Here is a 19413-nt window from a genome sequence, read left to right on the forward strand (position 1 = left end):
TATGATGAATGTGGATCTGCAACAACTTATCCAGGCATTGACGGCGTCCACACGGCGCGACCTGGAACGCAGCGCCGAGCGTTGTGTCACCCGGGGCGGCGGCGAGGTCCTGGTGGAAGACTTGCTGCTGACGCTCCTGGAGCATCCCGAGGGTGTTCTTATGCGAGCGCTGCAGGATGCGGGCGTGGATGCCGGGGAATTGCAGGCCGTGCTGCAACCTCGGGTCGACCAGAGCGCGTCCCGCAATCCGGTGTTTTCGCCCGCCCTGGTGCAATGGCTGCAGCAGGCGTTGCTGGTTGCCCATCTGGAGCTGGGCCGACGGGAAGTGGACCATGGCGCCTTGCTGCTCGCCTTGTTGCGCAACCCGATGCAGTACGCTGGCAGCCGTTACCAGGCGGTGATGAGCACGCTTGATGCACCGCGTGTGCTCGGATTTCTCTTGAGTGAAAACGCGCAGGCGGCTCCAGCTGAGGCGGGGAGTTCCTTGCTGGAGCGCTTTACCCATGACCTGACTCGCCAGGCCCGGGACGGGAAACTCGACCCCGTGCTCTGTCGCGATAACGAAGTCCGGCAAATGATCGATACGCTCGCGCGGCGGCGCAAGAACAACCCCATTCTGGTGGGCGAGGCGGGTGTCGGGAAAACCGCGATAGTCGAGGGCCTGGCCCTGCGGATCGTCAGCGCGCAAGTGCCAGAGGTGCTCAGGAAGGTGCGCCTGCTAACCCTGGACATGGGCCTGCTGCAAGCCGGTGCCAGTATCAAGGGTGAGTTCGAGCGCCGCCTCAAAGGCTTGATCGATGAGGTCAACGCCTCGCCGCAACCGGTCATCCTGTTCATCGATGAGGCTCATACCCTGGTCGGCGCAGGCGGCCAGGCCGGCAGCTCCGATGCCGCCAACCTGCTCAAGCCAGCGCTGGCACGAGGTGAGTTGCGTACCATCGCCGCGACGACCTGGTCGGAGTATAAGAAGTACTTCGAGAAAGACCCGGCGTTGGCGCGGCGTTTTCAGCCGGTGCAGGTGCACGAGCCGACGGTTGACGATGCCGTGACGATTTTGCGTGGATTGGTCCCGGTGTATGAGGCCAGCCACGGAGTCTACGTGCGCGATGACGCCGTGGTCGCCGCCGCGCAGCTGAGTGCCCGCTACCTGGCCGGCCGCCAGTTGCCGGACAAGGCTGTGGACGTGCTGGACACCGCTTGTGCCCGGGTGCGGATCAGCCTGGTCACGGCGCCGGACGAACTGCAGCAGTTGCGCGCCGAACTGGCCGAGGGCACGCGCCAGCAACGTGCCGTGCGCAGGGATGCTGACGCGGGGTTGGCCATCGATGAACAGGTGCTGCAGCACCTCACCCGGAGACTGGATGAAGTAGAAGTTGCACAGTTCCAGCTTGAACAACGCTGGACCCAACAGCGCGAACTGGCCGAGAAGGTACTCTCGCTGCGCCAGCAACTGGCCGACGCCGGTAACCTTGGCGAAAGCACTGAGGCTCTCGCTCCGCTCCTGGCCCAGAACCATCAGGCGTTGCAGGCCATACAGCACGAACAGCGATTGGTCAGCTTCGAAGTATGCCCACGGTTGGTGGCGCAGGTTATCAGTGCCTGGACGGGTATTCCCCTGGAACAGCTTGCCCGCGAACACAGCGCGAAGGTCCTGAACTTTGCGGATGATCTGCGTGGTCGCATCCTCGGCCAGGAAGGTGCCGTGCAGGTCCTGGACCGTTGCCTGCGGGCTGTCGCGGCCGGCGTGAACAAGCCTGATGCCCCCGTGGGGGTATTTCTGTTGGTGGGCCCCAGTGGTGTCGGCAAAACTGAAACAGCCCACGCCCTGGCCGACCTGTTGTATGGCGGCGAGCGCTTTGTCACCACGATCAACATGTCTGAATACCAGGAGAAACACTCACTGTCCCGGCTGATCGGCGCACCACCGGGTTATGTCGGTTACGGGGAGGGCGGGGTGCTGACTGAGGCGGTGCGGCAAAAGCCCTATTCAGTGGTGCTGCTCGATGAGGTGGAAAAGGCCGATCCGGATGTCCTGAACCTGTTTTACCAGGTGTTCGACAAAGGGGTAGCCAATGATGGAGAAGGACGTGAAATCGACTTTCGCAATACCCTGATCCTGATGACTTCCAACCTGGGCAGCGATCTTGTCACCGGGCTGTGCGCCGACAGTCAACGACCGGCTGTCGAAGTACTGCACGCCGCGATCCGGCCGGTACTGACAGCTCATTTCAAGCCGGCGCTGCTGGCCCGTATGCGAGTCGTGCCGTATTACCCGGTGGCAGGCGCGGTGCTGCACCAACTGATTGAACACAAACTTCAGCGCCTGGGCCAGCGTCTGCTTCAGCGCAAGCTCGCATTCAGTCACGCAGGGGATCTTGTCGCACACATGGCCGAGCACTGTAGCCACAGTGGGAGTGGCGCGCGGTTTGTCGACCAATGGATCGAGGAAAACCTGTTGCCGCAGGTGGTGGATCGCCTGCTGGATGCGATGGCCGTTGGCAAGTCCCTGCAGTTCGTCCATGCCAGGCTGGATGCCAATGGCACCGTAATCTGTGAGTTCAGCTGATGGCGGACAATCCGTTTACCCAGTTGCCAAGCCCGCTGGACTACGCCGCTGCCTTGTTGGGATGGTTTACCCGGTTGGGCGTCAATAGTGACGAATCGACATTGGCCGATGACTTTGCGGCAGGCGCCGCGCAACTGAGCGGCTGCGAGCTTGGCCAGTTGTACCTGCTCGACCAGGCCACCGGCCGCCTCGAACTGGCTGCCCAGTATTTGCCGGGCCTGTCGCCGCCAGGGGCGGTTGTGAGCTCGGGCGCGGATTTCCGGAACGAGCAACTGTTGCAGTACGTGCTGCAACAGAACCGCGTGTTCAACCTCACCGAGGTAGGCAGCAGTGTGTATGACACGGGGTTTCTGCCAGCAGTTGCGGCGTCCTGGCAATCACTCCTGTGCGTGCCGTTACCGGGGCCGAGCAAGCAGGTATCCGGGATGGTGTTGTGTGCCAGCCTGCGAGCGACGGAGCTGGCTGGCTATGGTGCGTCCCTGGGCCAATTGGGCAGTTTTGTCTTGAGCCAGTTGGCCCTGTTGCGGCGAATGCGCCGGACTCCCGGTGCGTTGAAGGTGGTTCGCAGCACCCGCAGCACCAGCGCCTACGGCTTGATCGGAAACAGCACGGCCATGGACGAGACGTGCCGCCTGATCGGCAAGGTGGTGCATAGCCCCTACACCGTGCTGCTCCGGGGCGAGACCGGCACCGGTAAAGAGGTGGTCGCCCGGGCCATTCATGCTGCCGGCCCGCGCAGCAGCAAGGCATTTGTGGTGCAAAACTGCGCAGCGTTTCCCGAAGGCTTGCTCGAAAGTGAGTTGTTCGGTTACCGCAAAGGCGCGTTCACCGGGGCCGAAAGAGACCACGCCGGCCTGTTTGACACCGCCCACGGCGGCACGCTGCTGCTCGACGAAATCGGTGATATGCCGCTGTCACTGCAGGCCAAGTTGTTGCGGGTCCTGCAGGAGGGCGAGATTCGGCCGTTGGGTGCCAACACGTCCCACAAGGTCGACGTGCGAATCGTCGCGGCGACCCACCGGGACCTCACCAGCATGGTGGCTGAAGGAAGCTTTCGCGAGGACCTTTATTACCGGCTGGCGCAGTTTCCTATCGAGTTGCCGGCGCTGCGCCAGCGGGACGGGGACGTGCTGCAACTGGCCCGGCATTTCGCCGACAAGGCCTGTGCACTGTTGGGGCGAGCCACGGTGGGCTGGTCGAGTGCGGCCCTGGATCAACTGTCCAGCCACCACTTTCCCGGCAACGTTCGTGAGCTCAAATGCATGGTGGAGCGGGCGGTGCTGCTGTGCGACGACGAGGTGATCCTGCCTGCGCATTTATCGCTGCCATCAACCCTGTCCGCGCCCGCTGTCGACGCAACGCTGCGCCAGCGCATGGAGCGAGTCGAGCGGGTAGTGCTGATCGACTGCCTGCGCAAGAACCGTGGCAATCGAACCCGCACCGCCCGTGAACTGGGCCTCGCCCGGCGCACGTTGTTGTACCGCCTTGCACGCCTGGACATTCCGTTTGGCGAAGTCCAGGGAGAGTGCTGAATGGCACACCCTTTCAATTCCGGGAGATACCTGATGCCTGTTAGTCAGTGGCAAGCCCTGGTGCTTGTGTTGTTTTTGCTGAGTGGCTGTAACACCAATCATGTCTTTGACGACGATGACTACCGTCCGCTGGGTGATCCACGGTCCACCGGTCGTGGCCTGTGAGCGCGGAGGAGTCCTGCCATGCAGCTAGTGTTTGAGGTGTGCCCTGCGGGGCCAGCAGAGTCCGCGCCGGCGCTGCGCAAAGTCTTTGACGGTGTGGGGGGCGTCATCGGCCGGGGGGCCGGTTGCGACTGGACCCTGCCTGACACCAGTCGCCAGGTTTCCGGTCGTCACGCGGTGATCAGTTATCGTGACGGCCGGTATTTCCTGACGGATATCAGCAGCAATGGAACCCGCCTGGCAGGCCGCAGTGAGCGTCTGCATGAGGGGCAGCAGCAACCGATAGATGACGGCGCGGTATTTCAGCTGGGGCCGCTGAGTATTCGCGCACGACTGGTCAGCCCACCGCTGGGACAGGGCCAGGACGGATTACACAGGCTGATTCCCGATGATGCATTCCTTGAGCTGGACCCACTGCGGGCACTGGCCAGCGAACTGCAGCGCGAGGACGGGTCGCAAGAGCTGGCGGCCCTGAACATGACCACCTACGAGACATTGCGCTGGACGGACCACGCGGCGGCGGACCGGGATCACCTGACGGTTCCCGAGCTTGTGAAGCCTGCGCGCCAGGTCGCCCCAAGTCCGCAATCGCCCGTTCCAGGTCACGGCTCAGGGCCATTCTGGTTGGGGTTTGCGCAGGCACTCGGTATTGATCTGGGCGACCTCGATGAGTCGGCAAGAGAAGTCCTGGCGATCAAGGCCGCGAGCTTGCTCCGGCAAATGACTGAAGGGTTGCAACAGAGCCTGGGCACCCGTAACGAGCTCAGGCAAGAGCTGAAACTGGCACTCACCCAGACGCCGCTCCAAAGCCCCAACCCACTTAGAGACAGCGCAGACGCCAGTGCGGCCTTGGGGTCGCTGCTGGGTGTCGGGCAGCTGGGGCAGGTTTCCGCCGAGATGCTTGTCATGCGGGCGTACCGCGACATGCAGGCTCACGAGGTGGCCTTGCTGGCGGCCTGCCGCGCGGCAGTACGCGGCGCTCTGGCAGCCTTTGCGCCCGGCCATTTGCTGCTGTGCTTCGAACGCCAGGCAAGGCCGCCGCTGATCCCCCGGTGTGGCGCCCGCTGGCGCGCGTATCAGCGCCATTACCAGGCACTGATCGAGGACGAGCACTTGAGCGAGCGCCTGCTGGGCAGCGACTTCGCCAAGGCGTACGAGGAATAGATTCGCCTGATCTCAACCCTTCACCGTTATCCAGGATGATCTTCATGTCCCGAGTCACCGTTGCATTGTTGTGCGCTGTAATGGGTTTGCTGGGTGGTTGCTCCCTGTCGCCCTTTTCGAAGTTGACCAAGCTGGACCTGACACTGACCGCCAGCGAACGGGTCAACCCTGATCTCCATGGTCGCCCCTCGCCGATCGTGGTGCACCTGATGGAGCTTCGACACCCCGTGGCTTTTGAAAATGCGGACTTTTTCAGCCTTTATGCTCATGCCGAGCACACGTTGCCCAAGGACCTGGTGAACCTCGAAGAGCTGGAGTTGCGCCCCGGCGATCACTCCACGCTCAAACTCAGTCTCGAGCCCGGCAGTCGTTATGTCGGCGTGCTGGCGGCGTACCGTGATTTGCCTCACTCGCAATGGCGCTATGTGCTGCCGGTGACCGCGCAGCGATTGACCGGCGCTGAACTGATCCTTGATCAGGCCGGCATTCGGTTGGTCAACCCGCAACCCGCGAAGGCGGGCGACTGACATGTACAGCCAAAAAGTCATCTGGCAGGAAGGCATGTTGTTGCGCCCTCAGCATTTTCAGCAAAACGATCGGTACCACGATCAGCAACTCACGCGCCGCACCCAGCTGTTGTGCCGTCACGCCTGGGGCTTCCTGGCCCTGGAAATCGATGTGCAATACCTCAATATGGGCAAGGTCGTTATCAGCCAGGCCAGCGGCATATTGCCGGATGGCAGCCTGTTCGAGCTGGGCGGCGCGATGGAGTCGCTGGTGCTGGAGGTTCCGGTAAATACCGGGAAGCAGTCGATCTACCTGGCCTTGCCGCTGGCCACAGGTAACTGTGTTGAAGCCCGTCGACCCGAGCAGATTGATGTGTTGGCGCGCTACAAGACTCTTGCGGTAGACGTCAGCGACTCCAACGCCGGGGAAGAAGCTCGTCGTCAGGTCAATTGCGGGCAGCTGGATTTTCGCCTGTTGCTGGGGGAGCAACACAGCGACCCGCATTACGTGAAGCTCAAGGTTGCCCAGGTGCTCAGTTGCACTGAGGAGGGCGTCAGCCTGGACCCCGATTTTATCCCGAGCTTCATTCACCTGCATGGCTCCGGCTACCTGCTGTCTTGCCTCAAGGAAGTGATCAGCCTGCTCGCTTACCGGGGGGATGCCATCGCCGAGCGGATTCGCTCCAACGGTACCGCCGCCGGCGCGGAGGTTGGCGACTTCCTGATGTTGCAATTGATCAATCGCACCGAACTGGTCTTGCGTCACTACCTGGGCCTGAGCCAGGTCAGCCCTGAAACGCTGTATCGAACATTGCTGTCGATCCTGGGTGAACTCGCGACGTTTGCCAGCGACAGCAAGCGTGCGCACTTCGAGGGGCATTACCGGCACAGCGACCAGGGCGCCAGCTTTCGTGGATTGATGGAGCCGATTCGCAGCCTGCTGTCGATGGTGCTTGAGCAGCATGCCATTGAGCTGGCGCTGCAGCCTCGCCAGTACGGGGTGCTGGTGTGCCCGGTGAGCGATCTCAACCTGCTGGGTTCGGCGACCTTCATTCTGGCCGCCAGCGCCCATTGTGACGCCGAGGAGCTTCGTCACCGGCTGCCGGCGCACCTCAAGGTCGGCCCTGTGGAGCGGATTCGCGAGTTGGTCAACCTGCAGTTGGCGGGCATCAAGGTCAAGCCGCTGCCGGTGGCTCCCCGGCAGATACCGTTTCATGCCGCCAACACCTATTTCATGCTTGAACTCGGTGCCCGGGACATTGAGCAGTTGAAGCAGTCGGGAGGATTTGCCTTCCACGTCAGCGGTGAATTTGCCGAACTGGAACTGAAATTCTGGGCCATCAGGAACTGAGACCATGGACAGGGAATACCCGCAGGACGAGAAAACCGTCCTGCTTGATCGACAGGGACGCGGACCGGCGCAGGGACCGATGACCGACTTCGCATCGCCGCCGCGTTTCGAACAACTGGAAGACCGGATGATCTACGCGGCCCACTTGCAGGGCGCGGAGCATTTCGACATTGGCCTGAACAGTTTGGTGGCGCCTGCCTGGGAGCTGTTGTCCGAGGTGGTCCGCCTCAAGCGCAGTACCGCCGAGGAAAGCCTGCGCGCCCTGAATGAACGACTCTCGGCTGCAGTCACGCTGTTCGAGACGCGGGCCCGGCATGACGGGGCCCAAGGCAGCGAGGTCATGGCGGCGCGGTATGTGCTGTGCAGCGTGATCGACGAGGCAGTGGTCACCACCTCATGGGGCAGCCAGAGCGATTGGTCGAAGATGAGCCTGCTGAGCAGTTTTCACAACGAAACCTTCGGCGGCGAGAAGTTTTTCCAGTTGCTTGAGCGCATGTCGAGGGACCCCTTCAAGCACCTGGCGATGCTGGAGTTGATGTACCTGTGCCTGTCCCTCGGGTTTGAGGGCAAGTACCGGGTCATGGAGCGTGGGTTGTTGCAGCTTGAACAGGTTCGGGACGCGCTGTATCGGCAGATCCGGCATGTGCGGGGTGATACGCCTGCGGCGTGCGCGCCGTCGCCCAGGCCGGAACAGCCGCGCCGGAAACGGCTGAGGGTCGTGTCGCTCACCTGGATTGCAGTGTTTGTCGCCGCCAGCCTGTTGAGCCTGTATGCAGGATTTGCCTGGGTGCTGGGCCAGCAGCGTGAAGCGGTGTTGCAACCGTATCAACTCGTGGCGCCGGATATGTTCCGGGCGCCGCTCTAACGCAGGGAGCAACGCATGAACGCATTCTTCAGGAGCGCGGGCGCCGTGCTGGGCAGGGTTTGGGTCTGGAGCCTGCTGCTGGTGCTCGCGGTCGCAATGACCGTGTGGTTCTTCGGGCCACTGCTGGCTGTCGACGACTATCGATTCTGGCAAGCGGCGGCATCGCGCTTGCTGACAATCAGCGGGCTATTTTTGTTGTGGGGCCTGGCGATGGTGTATGCCAATTGGCGCAGTATGGCCCGGCAATCAACCGTCGATGACGGCGAACCACGCCCGCGCAAAGGCCAGGTTGAAAACGAGCAGCGGCACCTGCGCGGTCGCTTCAAGGACGCTTTGTACACCCTGAAACACTCCCGGATTTATGGTGAACGCAGCCCGCGTTGGCGTAATGCATTGCCCTGGTATTTGCTGATCGGCAAGGAAGGCAGTGGCAAGTCCCGGATGTTGGCCGCCAGTGGCTTGCAGTTGCTCCAGGATCAGGGCGCGTCGGTAGCGACGCAGGGCGGTGCCACGCGGGACTGTGACTGGCATTTCGCCGAGGACGGCGTGTTGCTCGACATCGCCGGCCGCTACCTTACCCAGCCTGACAGCCAGGTGGATGGCGCGGGTTGGTCGACGCTGCTGGAGCTGCTCAAGGTGCGGCGCCGGACACGCCCGCTCAATGGTGTGGTGGTGGCGCTGTCGACAGACACATTGCTCCATGGCAGCGAGCGTCAGCTGGAGAATGAGGCGCGGGCAGTCCAGAGTCGGTTGCTGGAGATCCGCCAGACGTTGCATGTGGAGGTGCCGATCTACCTGGTGGTGACCCAGGCCGACCGCCTGCCGGGGTTTGCGGAGTTCTTCGAGCGGCCGTTGGGCGAAGGCAGTGATGCGGTGTTGGGCGAATCTATCGTCCCAGGCAAAGCGGGTATTGGCATTGCCCAGGTACGACAGGCGTTTGAAGCACTGCTGCAGCGCTTGAGCGGTGAGCTTGTGCAGCGCCTGCACCAGGAACGCAACAGTGATCTGCGCGGACGGATGCTCGACTTCCCCCATCAGGCGGCCCGGATTGGCGAGCGCCTGAGCCTCTATATCGACGTTGCTTTTTGCGGCCCGCGTTATCAGCACACCAACGGCTTTCGTGGTTTCTACTTGACCAGCGCCGACGGTGGCCCACAGGCACTTGAACCACGTGCGTACTTTATTCAGGGCTTGTTCAGCCGGGTGATTCTGGCGCAAGCCGACCTGGCGGACCTCGATAGCCAGGAGCGCCGTCGAATCCGCCGGCACCAGGGGGGACTGGCCCTGGGCGCGCTAGTGGTCGTCGTGGCGGCGGGCTTGCTGTGGACCCACAGTTACTCCTCCAATCATCAACGTCTGGAGCAACTGCAGGCGCTGGCACGACAGCTCGCACCCGTGCAGCCTGGGTCAGACGCTACCCAGGCACTCCTGCCGCTGCTGGACAGCCGCCTGGCGGCCACGCGGATTTTCCCCTTGCCGGGCGAAGCCAGGCTGGTTGAGCGGATGGGGTTGTATCAGGGCAGTATCAGCCGTCCGGTGCTGGAGCAGGCCTACGAGCGTGCCTTGGGCCGGCTGTTGCTGTCCCAGGTCAGCGAGATGCTGCAGGAACAAGTTCGCGGCAGCCTGGAAGATCGTGAACGGCTGCTGGATAACCTCCGGGCATACCTGATGCTCAACCTGCGGGAGCGTCGGGATGTCGGCTGGCTGCGTGAGCGGGTGGCGGGGCATTGGTCTGTACGGTTTGCCGGTGAGCCCTCCGTGCAAAACCGGTTGAATGAACATTTCGCGCGCTTGCTTGAGCAGCCGTTCGTGCAGCCGCTCGATGACGAGCTGGTGGCCCGCGCGCGCCACGTGTTGCGCGGCGAATCGCTGGTTGACGTGGTGTACCGGGTGCTGCGCGAACAAGCTCGCGGCCTTGAACCGTTGCGCCTTGCACACGGGCGGGTGTTTGACGGGGGCGAGCGTTCCATTCCGGGGTTTTATACCCGCACGTACCAGCGGCATTTTGAAGCGCAGGGCGCGCGGCTGGTGAACACCATCGTCCAGGACAACTGGGTGCTGGGAGAGGGCGCCGACCTGAGCGCCATGGATTTGCAACGGTTGATGGTGGAGCTTGAACAACGCTACTTCAGCGAGTATGCCGATGCCTGGAGCGAGGCGCTTGGGCAGGTTGGCCTGCGTGAAACTGAAAACTCCAGGCAAGGCGCCGAGCAGCTCGCCAGCTTGACGTCGGCCCAGTCGCCGTTGTTGCAGTTGTTGCAGCAGGTTCGTGACCACACGCGCCTGCCGTCGGCCAGTGAGCGCCTCGACGAGCTGGCTGCCAAGCTGCCTGGGCCTGCGGCAGAGCGGTTGCCGACCGCCGCCGGGTTGGTCAATGCCTTGCCCGACAGCGCACGGCGAGCCATGCAGCGCCGCTTCGAGCCCTTGCACCAGTTGCTGGACAACCATGAGAACCCGGGGGCCGAGTTGACCGGCGTGTTACAGGCGCTCAACGACTTGCACCTGCAGTTGGCGAGCTTGAATCGCGAAGGCGCGCCGGAGCCGGTCGCGTTCGAGATGGTCAAGCGGCGGATCCAGGGGCAACAGGATGCGCTGAGTAACCTGCGCAACGTGGCCGCTCGTTTGCCGCTGCCGCTGGCGGGCTGGTTCGAAAGCCTGGCCGACGAGCATTGGCGCCTCATGCTCGACCAGGCCTATCGGCATGTGAACCAGCGTTATCAGAGCGAGGTATATGGTTTCTACAGCAGGGCGATCAAGCTGCGTTTCCCGTTCAATGCCCACGCCAGCAGCGACGTTTCCCTCAACGACTTCCAGGAGTTTTTCAAGCCTGAGGGGATCATGGCGCGATTCTTTGACAGCTATCTGAAGCCTTTCGTCAGCGGTGATTCCGGGCGCTACAGGCTGCGTAGCCTGGATGGGCGCAGCTTGCCGATGTCTCGGGCGTTGCTCGACCAGCAGGCGAAGGTGCAGGTGATCAGGCGCGGTTTTTTTGCGGATGAGTCGGGGGACTTGCAGGTTCGTTTCACGCTCGCACCCTATAGCCTGGACCCGTCGGTGAGTCGCGCGGTCTTGCGTTTGGGTGGCCAGCAGATGGAGTACCGGCACGGGCCGATTGTCCCCATGGCGATGCAATGGCCAGCCGAGGCTGAGAATGGTCGCAGCAGCCTGGTACTGGAGCGTGGCCGCGAGCGGGCGCTGGGGCTCGAAAAAAATACCGGGGCCTGGTCCCTGTTTCGCTTGTTCGACTTGATGCAGAGCGAACCCTCCAGCGGGCAGGATGAGCTGATCCTCAAGGCTGACCTGGCAGGCTTGCGCGCCAACTACCTGCTGACCAGCCGACGCACACCCAATCCATTTCAGATGGCGCAGTGGCGAACTTTTCGCCTGCCGGAGCAGTTGTGAGCCAACCTCGCGACCGCTGGCACAGCGCCGGTCGCACAGACCGTGGAAAGGTCCGTTTACGCAACGAGGATGCCTTTCTCGATTGCCCCGGGACGGGCTGCTGGGCCGTGGCGGACGGGATGGGCGGGCATCAGGCGGGGGACATCGCCAGCCAGCTGGTGGTCGATGGCCTGGCGTCATTGCCCGGCCAGGGCAGCCTGGATGAACGCGTCGAGGCGACCTGTCGTTGCCTGCAATGGCTCAACCGGCGGCTGGGCGATGAATTGACGCTGGCCTCCCATGGCGCCGAGGCCATCATGGGAAGCACGGTCGTGGCGTTGTTGCTTCAGGGCGATCGCGCTGCGTGTGTCTGGGCCGGTGACAGTCGTTGCTATCTGTGGCGCGGGCAGACGCTGTACCAGCTGTCGCGAGACCATTCGCTGTGTGAGCAATTGATTGACCAGCAGGTGAGCCCGGAACAGGCCAGGGCCCATCCAGACGCACGGGCCTTGACCCGGGCCATCGGCTCGCGGGCACCACTGAGCCCGCAGGTCCTGGAACTCGGTACCTTGGCAGGGGATGTGTTTCTGTTGTGCAGCGACGGCCTGTACCAGGCGCTTAGCCACTCTGAGTTGGGCCAGGCCTTGAGCCAGGGAAACCCGCAACGTGTCCTGGACCAGCTGTTTGCAGGTGTCTTGCGCGGCACGGCCGGCGACAACCTGACCGCTGTGGTGGTGCAGTCATGCGCGACCTGACCCACTTTGCCTTTGCCAAGGCCCCGGTAAACCCACCGCGCGACGGAGCCCCCGAGTTGCTGGCCGGGCGATACCTGATCGAGCGCGTGTTGGGCGCAGGCGGCATGGGCGTGGTCTATCGTGCGCGGGACCTGCTGCACGAACAGTTTGGCGAGCCCTGTTCCAGTGTCGCGATCAAGGTGTTGGGCGAAGCCATTCGCAAATCTGCGGATGCCCACGTGTTGCTGTACAACGAGTTTGCCCTGACCCGCAGCCTGCGGCATGAGCAGGTGGTGCGTGTGTATTCATTTGAAGTGGATGCTCCCGGCCAGATCGCATTCTTTACCATGGAACTGCTCCAGGGCATGACCCTGGACCGGTTGCTGCTGGAGTGCCCCGGCGGTTTACCCTGGCAAGCGCTGCAAGGCATCGCCGTGCAATTGCTCGACGCGTTGCGCCATAGCCATCAGCAGGGTGTGCTGCACGGGGATGTGAAACCCGCCAATGTCATGGTGGGAGACGACGGGTTGCGCTTGTTCGATTTCGGTCTGGGCGAGGCTTGCGGACAGGCCCCGGCGGGTTCTCCAGGCTTGAGTCGCAGCCGCTTCAATGCCTGGACGCCCGCGTACGCCGCGCCGGAGTTGTTGGCTGGCGGAGCACTGTCGGCCAGCGCCGACCTGTATGCAGTGGCCTGTGTGTTGTACGAATTGGCACAAGGCCGGCGCCACGCCAGTGACCGGCCGGCCCGGCCCCGGCAACTGCCTCGCCATTGCTGGCCTGTATTGCGTACGGCGTTGACGGCTGACCCTGAACGCAGGGCCGTTACCCTTGATGAATTACGCGCGGTGCTCGCTGATCGCAGGAAGGGCCTGGGCCGCTGGTTCTAGACGGGCAAGTCGTGCAGCTGGCAATACTCCGACCAACTCAGGCCTGCCATTTGCGCCACCTCCTTGTGCACCTCAAGGCGTTGCGCCTCGAACTCCGCCGGGGAATGCGCCGTCAATTTCAGCGTCAGTTCCCAGGCGAACAAGCCCTGTTGCTCGGCTTCTGCCTCGAAGGCTTCATGCAGGCGCTCGGCGCGGTACTGCTCCATGGTTTCCCCTTTGGCCTGGGCCGCCAGGGGGTTCAATGTATTCAGTTCCGCGGCCAGGGCCGGGTGTTCACTCAAGAATCGGTCCAGGGCTAGCTGGTGGTTTTCGCCGGGTTGGGACAAAGGTTTACTCCACGGTAAGAGAGACGGTCAGTCTGGCTTGGACATTAAAAAAGCCGCCATGGCTGCATAGGCGGGCAAGGTCACCCCATCATTGGCGGCGTTGCCGGCCACCGGGTGGGAGGCATAGCGAACAATCACCATTTCAGCCTTGGGGTCGATGTAGATGCTCTGGCCATGCACCCCGCGGGCCATGAAGGCGTCGTCGGGATTGTGGGTTACCCACCACATGTTGCGATAGCTCCAGCCCTTCAATTGAGCGTAGCCGGCCTGGGCGAACGCCTGCTTGTCGCCGCCCTGGCGAATATCCGTCACCACGTTTTCGGGCACGATCTGCTGGCCATTGAAGCGCCCGCCGTTGCGCAGCATCTCGGCAAACCGGGCCAGGTCCCGCAGCCCGGTGTTCAGGCCGCCACCGGCGAAGGGTGTGCCGATGGAGTCGACGGTGAAGTAGGCGTCCTGTTCGGCGCCAAGCCGACTCCAGATGCGTTCGCTGAGCAGTTGCGCGACATTGCGCCCGGTCGCGCGGGCAATCACCCAGCCGAGTACGTCGGTATTGACGGTCTTGTAGCCGAAGGCACGCCCGTGTTCGCCGCGCTGCTTAACCGTTTGCAGGAACTCGTAGTAGCTGCGCGGCCCGGTGTAGTCCTTGGGTTTGGGCAGCGGGTTGCCGGCCTGGGCGTGGGCCCAGACTTCGGCGTTGGGGTCGGCATAATCTTCGCTGTAGTCCAGGGCGGTGGTCATGTCCAGCACCTGGCGCAAGGTGGCGCTGCCAAAGGCCGAACGGCCGAGTTCGGGCACGTAGTCGACGATCTTTTTCTGTGGGTCCAGGGTGCCATCGGCCACCAGCATCGCGCCCAGGGTACCGATCACCGATTTGGTGACCGACATGGCCGCGTGTTGCCCATCCTCCTTGAGCACCCCGAAATAACGCTCATAAACCACCGTGCCTCGATGCATCACCACGATGCCATCGGTGTAGGTGGCGTCCAGGGCCTGGCGCCAGGTCAGCGGCTGGGCTGCACCCACTGGCTGCACGGGGATTGCATCGAGTGCCGGGTCGAGTTTGCGTGGCAATGCCAGCGGTGCGCCGAGCCCGCGGGAGACGTTAACCGTGGGCATCAATTGGCGAAAGTTGGCGACACTCCAGCGCATGGCCGGGAAGCGGAAATAGCTGCCGTCTTCAAAGCGTACGGTGCGGTCGGCCGGTGGCGGTGCGCCGACCATCCATTGCAGCCTGGCCGGGTCGCTGGCCTGGGCATCGGCGAAGGTCGGGGTGGCGGCGCCGGCCAACGGGCTGGTCAGCCCAAGCAGCGCACAGGCCATGAGGGGAGTGAATCGCAGCATCAGTCGAGTCCGTTCGAGGGGTGCGTCGTTTTTTACGACAACCAGTGCGCCAAAGGATGGGCCAACCCGAGCCAATCGACAAGCAGCAAGCCCCTGCGGTGATTCTGAATAAATGCGCCAGGGGCGGCAAAAGCCTTTCGCTTGCGGTGTCAGGGCGTGTAGCGTTACCCCGTGATAAGGCGACAGCCAGGTGTTATTTTGCGACCCTGGCATCAGGGACCGAGGGACAGGTGATGGCGCAAACGCTGTTCAAGCTTTTCTTCACCCAGCGGCTGGCGGCCCTCGCCAGTACCGAGTCGTTGCGGGCCATACGCGAGGGGCTGTTGTGGATCCTGCCGTGCCTGCTGGTATCTGCCGGTTTCCTGATCCTGTCCGAATGCGCCCGAGTGCTGGGTTTCGACCCACAGGTGGTGGCCTTCCTGGCGGGGTTGCACAACCAGATCAGCTCGGTGATCCCGCTGCTGGTGGCAGCCTCCATCGGCTACATGCTCGCGATCCAGCACCGCCTGCCGCAACTCCCGGTAGCGTTCCTGTGCCTGGCCCATGTAGTGATCGCCACGTTTGTGCTGCGGGATTTTCCCCGAGCCTCGGCGACCTTCGTGTTGTTCATCGCCATCGCCTCACCGCTGATCAATGTGCCCGCCATCGCCTGGCTGCATCGGCGTCGCTGGACGCGGTTGATCAACGAAGACCTGGTGGGGCACAACCTCAAGGGCACCCTCAATATGGTGGTGCCGGGGGCAATCACGGCGCTCGGGCTGGTGCTCGTGCTGTCGTTGCTGTTGCAGATTCCGCAGGTGGCACAGCTTCAGGGGCCGCAGGTGCTCGATGCACTGGAGACGCCCTATGGCAGCGGCCTGTTTGTGACCCTGATGAATTCGCTGCTGTGGTTTTTCGGGATCCATGGGGTCTACGCCATGCAGCCGTTTTTTGATGTGCTGGACCAGGCGGTCGGGCTCAATAATGCGGCGGTGGCCGCGGGCGAGCCGGTCAAATATCTACTGAATGGCGGCTTGCTGGGCAGTTTCGCGTTTATCGGCGGTTCGGGTGGTGCCCTGTGCCTGCTGCTGGCGATCCTGCTGTTTTCCAAAAGCCGGTCCATGCGATTGGTGGCGATGGCGAGCCTGCCGTTGTCGTTGTTCAATGTCAGTGAAGTGCTGTTGTTTGGCTTGCCGATCATTCTTAACCCGCGGCTGTTCATTCCCTTTCTGGTGGTCCCGGCGTTCAACGTGATACTGGCGTTGATGGTGGTGCAGATTGGCTGGGTGTCGCCTGCGGTGGTGAGCGTGCCATTTACTGCGCCGGTGTTGCTCAACGCCTACCTGAGCACCCACGGCGATCTCGCGGCAGTGTTGCTGCAGGTGGTGTTGCTGGGGGTTGGCATGCTGATCTATGCGCCCTATGTGCGCGCGATCAACCGCCAGGCCACGGAGGGCGGTACGGTGTATTTGAAGTCGCTGGACATGACCTTTCGCGGCCTGGAAGAAAAAGGCCGCTTGCTGGAGCTGGACCCGGTGATGGCGTCCCACAAGGCCCAGGCGCGCCAGGTCAGCGAGTTGAGCCATATCCAGCAGATCAGCGACTACGAGTTCTACCTCGAATTCCAGCCGCAGATTTCCACCCGGACCGGGCTATGCACCGGTTGCGAAGCGTTGATGCGGGCCCGGGACGCCGAAGGTACGGTGCATTCACCCTGGGAGTTCCTGCAATGGCTGGCCCATGCCAGGTTGATGCCCGACGTGGATGTGTGGGTGGCATCCCAGGCTGTGCGCCAGTACCAGAAGTGGCAGAAGGTCGGGTTTACGTTGCCGATGACGATCAATATCTCCAGCGCCACGCTGACTACCCGGGCGTATGGTGATCGGCTGGTGGAGATACTGGCCCAGGCCCACGGGCAGGTTTCGGTGGAGATCACCGAGGATGCGCTGGTGGGCGATATCCAGGGCACGCGGCAGATGATCGAGAAGCTCCAGGCGATTGGTGCCAAGGTGTATATCGACGACTTCGGCACCGGATTTTCAGCGCTGAGTTACCTGCACCAGTTCCCCGTGGATTTCATCAAGATCGATCGCAGTTTCGTGGTCGCCCAGCATGATCCAAAGGGCGCCCAGGTGTTGACCGGGATGCTGCGGTTCTGTGAGGCGTTGAACCTCGGGGTGGTGGTGGAGGGCGTGGAAACCGCCGAGCAACTGGCGTTTTTGCAGTCGGGCTCGGAGCTGATCATCCAGGGCTGGTATTTCAGCAAGGCGCTGCCGGGCGATGAACTGGAGCGGTTCGTGCGCGGGCGGTATACCCAGATGCAATCTAACGCTCCAGAACCCCTCTGAAGGTTGCGCTCAACGCCCGCAATGTCTCGCGGGAGCGGCCGTCGCTGATGCGGCTGTGCAGCACGATTTCACTGACGGGCAACGCCGGTAATCCGTACTGTTCGCTGACGTCCACGGCGCCCGCCGGCGCCACTCGCCGGGCCAGCGCCGCCACACCCAGGCCGGCGCTGACTGCCGCACCCACCGCCATTACGCCGCCGCCGACAAACACTTCGGTCCAGTCAATCCGCGCCTCATCCAGCGCGCGCACCGCCAGGTGTCGCACGCCGCAGGGCGCGGCCATGGTTGCCATGCGCAGGGGCGTGCCGGGCGTGTGCTGCCAGGTAGGCGCGGCGAACCAGCCAAAGCGCTCCACCACCAATACCTCACCGTCCTGGCGATCGCCTTCGTTGCGCACGATCACCGCGTCCAATTCGTTGCGGTCGAACGCCGCCACCAGGTCGCGGGACGAAGCAATCCGCACCTCCAGGATCACCAGCGGGTCATAGGCGGCCAGGCGGCTGAGCCACAGTGGCAGGTCCGGCCCGGCCACGTGGTCGCTGATGCCGATCACCAACCGTCGCGGGGCGCCATTGCCCATGTCACCCAACGCCCGTTCGTGGGCATTGAGCAATGTGCGGGCGGCGACGATGAACTGCTCGCCCTGGGGCGACAGACGTACATGCCGCGGTGTACGCACCAGCAGGCGATAACCGAGGCGTTCTTCCAGGCGCTTGAGCTTGAGGCTGATGGCTGCCTGCGAGGTGTCCAGTGCCTGGGCCGCGCGGGTGAAACTGGCGAAATCGGCGACCAGGACGAAGGCGTGCACGGTGTCGATATCCAGCGGCTTGAGTGCGTCGGTCATTTCAATTCCTTATCACAACTATATCCGGTGATATCTTGCTGAAATCATTGGCGCTGCGCAAGCTGGACACTCATCTGAACTGGAGCGCCATGATGTTTGCCAAACAGTATTCACACCGCTTGCCAGCCGATTACGACATGGGTGTCATCCGTGAGCGGGCCGCTCGCCTGGGGCCGTTGTGGGATCATGCCGAGGGTTTGCTGTTCAAGGCGTTTATCGCCCAGGAGAGAGGGCAGGGGCCGGGGGTGGGTAACCTGTATTCGTCGATTTATCTGTGGTCGGATCCTTTGCAGGCTGCGGATTTCTTGCTCGGCGAGCGCTTCCAGAAGGTCCTCGACAGTTTTGGCCAGCCGCACATTGAGTCCTGGTTACCGCTGGATGTGCAGCGAGGTCCGGCGCAAGACGCCTTGAGCCTGTATCGGGAGGAGTGGGCGCTGGCGCCGGGGGCGGACCGCGGGCAAATCCTCGCCGCAGAAAAGGCCCGCAACCAGCAGCTCGCGGACAGCAGCGATAACTTCGCGGTGTTTCTGGCGCTGGATGTGCAGGCGTGGAAGCTGGTGCGAATTACCTTGTCGGCCAAGGCGCTGGATGTGAACCATCCGGGCAATGGCTACGAGGTGTTCTACCTGGCGCGGCCCGGGGTGTGAATGCCGGTAGCCGCCGATTCGTCGGCGGCTACCTGTACCGTCAGGAGTTGAGACGCGCCTGAGGCTGGCTCAGCTTGCGCTCGGCCACGGCGCCGAACACCAGGCCCAGGGTGGTCCACAGCACCAGTTGAATCCCCAGGGAGGCCACGCGGAATTTCCACAGCAACACTGCCGAGAACTGTTCCGGCACTTCGTTGATGGTCGGGAACAAGCTGCCGGCCACCGACACGATCACGATGTACAGCGCCACACCGAGAATCGCGCCTGCCCATAGGCCACGGCTGGCAATCAGCTTGCGCGCCGCGTTGATCGCAATCACCGCAGCCGCCACCGACACCAGCAGCATCAGGAAGAACAGCTTGGTGCGTTGCGCGATGGTGGCCGGGTCGCCCACCGATGGCGGGTTGGCCGGATACTTCAGCCCCGGCACCACGATGATCGTCACAAACGCCGCCAATGCCAGCAGCGCTGCCAAGCCACGGGGGCCGACCTTGCCGATGCGGCCCAGGGAGTAGGCGAACACCAAGGCGAAAATGCCACCCAGGGAGACGCTGTACACCACCACGCCGGTGAACAGGCCGAAGGTACTTTGTACTTCGCGGCTCACCAGTTCTTCTTCCGGCGCGTCGCCGTGCATCTGTGCCATCTGATCTTCGAAGGCGATGGCCTTGTCGATCTGCGGCTCACCAAAAGTCTTGGCGAAGCCGAAGGCCAGGATGCCCGCGAGCAGGCCCACCAGCATCCCGCGAACGAGTAAATGCCCTGTCATGTCGTCAC

16 protein-coding genes are annotated in these 19413 nt (G+C 62.9%); 12 read left to right on the forward strand and 4 right to left on the reverse strand.

The window, feature by feature from the left end; translation table 11 throughout:
* Position 1 precedes the first annotated feature (1 nt).
* Genes tssH through A462_RS10200 form a run of 10 tightly spaced genes read left to right on the forward strand, consistent with a single transcriptional unit; the run spans position 2 to position 13148 of the window.
* A complete protein-coding gene (gene tssH, locus A462_RS10235) occupies positions 2–2566 on the forward strand; it encodes a type VI secretion system ATPase TssH (RefSeq protein ID WP_008437012.1) in 2565 nt (854 codons plus the stop codon).
* The gene (locus A462_RS10230) at positions 2566–4098 is read left to right on the forward strand and encodes a sigma-54 interaction domain-containing protein (protein ID WP_008437017.1); all 1533 of its coding nucleotides are present in this window, start codon (positions 2566–2568) and stop codon (positions 4096–4098) included. Before tssH ends, A462_RS10230 begins: the two co-directional genes overlap by 1 nt.
* A gap of 33 nt (positions 4099–4131) precedes the next feature.
* Positions 4132–4263, forward strand: coding sequence for a hypothetical protein (locus tag A462_RS0132575; protein WP_003208049.1), 132 nt, complete (start codon positions 4132–4134; stop codon positions 4261–4263).
* Between the two features lie 18 nt (positions 4264–4281).
* Positions 4282–5424 carry a type VI secretion system-associated FHA domain protein TagH gene (gene tagH / locus A462_RS10225; protein WP_008437021.1) on the forward strand — a complete coding sequence of 381 codons (1143 nt, stop codon included), beginning with the start codon at positions 4282–4284 and terminating at the stop codon, positions 5422–5424.
* A 44-nt stretch (positions 5425–5468) separates the two neighbouring features.
* Positions 5469–5951 carry a type VI secretion system lipoprotein TssJ gene (gene tssJ / locus A462_RS10220; RefSeq protein WP_023658927.1) on the forward strand — a complete coding sequence of 161 codons (483 nt, stop codon included), beginning with the start codon at positions 5469–5471 and terminating at the stop codon, positions 5949–5951.
* Position 5952: 1 nt separating this feature from the next.
* Positions 5953–7281 (forward strand): type VI secretion system baseplate subunit TssK, encoded by a 1329-nt coding sequence (gene tssK, locus A462_RS10215; protein WP_008437023.1) that lies wholly within the window; start codon positions 5953–5955, stop codon positions 7279–7281.
* Positions 7282–7285: 4 nt separating this feature from the next.
* Complete coding sequence (gene icmH, locus A462_RS10210) at positions 7286–8146, forward strand: type IVB secretion system protein IcmH/DotU (RefSeq protein WP_008437025.1); 861 nt, start codon at positions 7286–7288, stop codon at positions 8144–8146.
* Between the two features lie 15 nt (positions 8147–8161).
* The gene (gene tssM / locus A462_RS10205; RefSeq protein ID WP_008437027.1) at positions 8162–11548 is read left to right on the forward strand and encodes a type VI secretion system membrane subunit TssM; all 3387 of its coding nucleotides are present in this window, start codon (positions 8162–8164) and stop codon (positions 11546–11548) included.
* Positions 11545–12282, forward strand: coding sequence for a PP2C family protein-serine/threonine phosphatase (locus A462_RS0132580; protein WP_083853231.1), 738 nt, complete (start codon positions 11545–11547; stop codon positions 12280–12282). Before tssM ends, A462_RS0132580 begins: the two co-directional genes overlap by 4 nt.
* Positions 12270–13148: a serine/threonine-protein kinase gene (locus A462_RS10200; protein WP_008437037.1), complete on the forward strand. Its 879-nt coding sequence runs from the start codon at positions 12270–12272 to the stop codon at positions 13146–13148. The genes A462_RS0132580 and A462_RS10200 overlap by 13 nt, the downstream gene beginning before the upstream one ends.
* Here the strand turns inward: A462_RS10200 and A462_RS10195 are convergent.
* Positions 13145–13474: a DUF6388 family protein gene (locus A462_RS10195; protein WP_008437039.1), complete on the reverse strand. Its 330-nt coding sequence runs from the start codon at positions 13472–13474 to the stop codon at positions 13145–13147. The genes A462_RS10200 and A462_RS10195 overlap by 4 nt on opposite strands.
* Before the next feature lie 27 nt (positions 13475–13501).
* On the reverse strand, positions 13502–14797 hold the full coding sequence (locus A462_RS10190) for a serine hydrolase domain-containing protein (RefSeq protein ID WP_443200827.1): 1296 nt from the start codon (positions 14795–14797) through the stop codon (positions 13502–13504).
* A 254-nt stretch (positions 14798–15051) separates the two neighbouring features.
* Here A462_RS10190 and A462_RS10185 point away from each other — a divergent pair, with 254 nt between their 5' ends.
* The gene (locus A462_RS10185) at positions 15052–17145 is read left to right on the forward strand and encodes an EAL domain-containing protein (RefSeq protein ID WP_003208065.1); all 2094 of its coding nucleotides are present in this window, start codon (positions 15052–15054) and stop codon (positions 17143–17145) included.
* On the opposite strand, the gene A462_RS10180 is transcribed toward A462_RS10185, so the two are convergent.
* Complete coding sequence (locus A462_RS10180) at positions 17123–17989, reverse strand: LysR family transcriptional regulator (RefSeq protein WP_008437043.1); 867 nt, start codon at positions 17987–17989, stop codon at positions 17123–17125. The genes A462_RS10185 and A462_RS10180 overlap by 23 nt on opposite strands.
* Before the next feature lie 92 nt (positions 17990–18081).
* Between A462_RS10180 and A462_RS10175 the strand changes: the two genes are divergently transcribed.
* Positions 18082–18636, forward strand: coding sequence for a DUF4865 family protein (locus A462_RS10175; protein ID WP_032899581.1), 555 nt, complete (start codon positions 18082–18084; stop codon positions 18634–18636).
* Positions 18637–18676: 40 nt separating this feature from the next.
* Here A462_RS10175 and A462_RS10170 read toward each other — a convergent pair whose 3' ends face one another.
* Entirely contained in the window at positions 18677–19405 is a 729-nt protein-coding gene (locus A462_RS10170) for a CbtA family protein (protein WP_032899583.1), read from the reverse strand.
* Between the last annotated feature and the right edge of the window lie 8 nt (positions 19406–19413).

Source organism: Pseudomonas sp. Ag1, from assembly GCF_000278565.1.
GTDB lineage: Bacteria > Pseudomonadota > Gammaproteobacteria > Pseudomonadales > Pseudomonadaceae > Aquipseudomonas.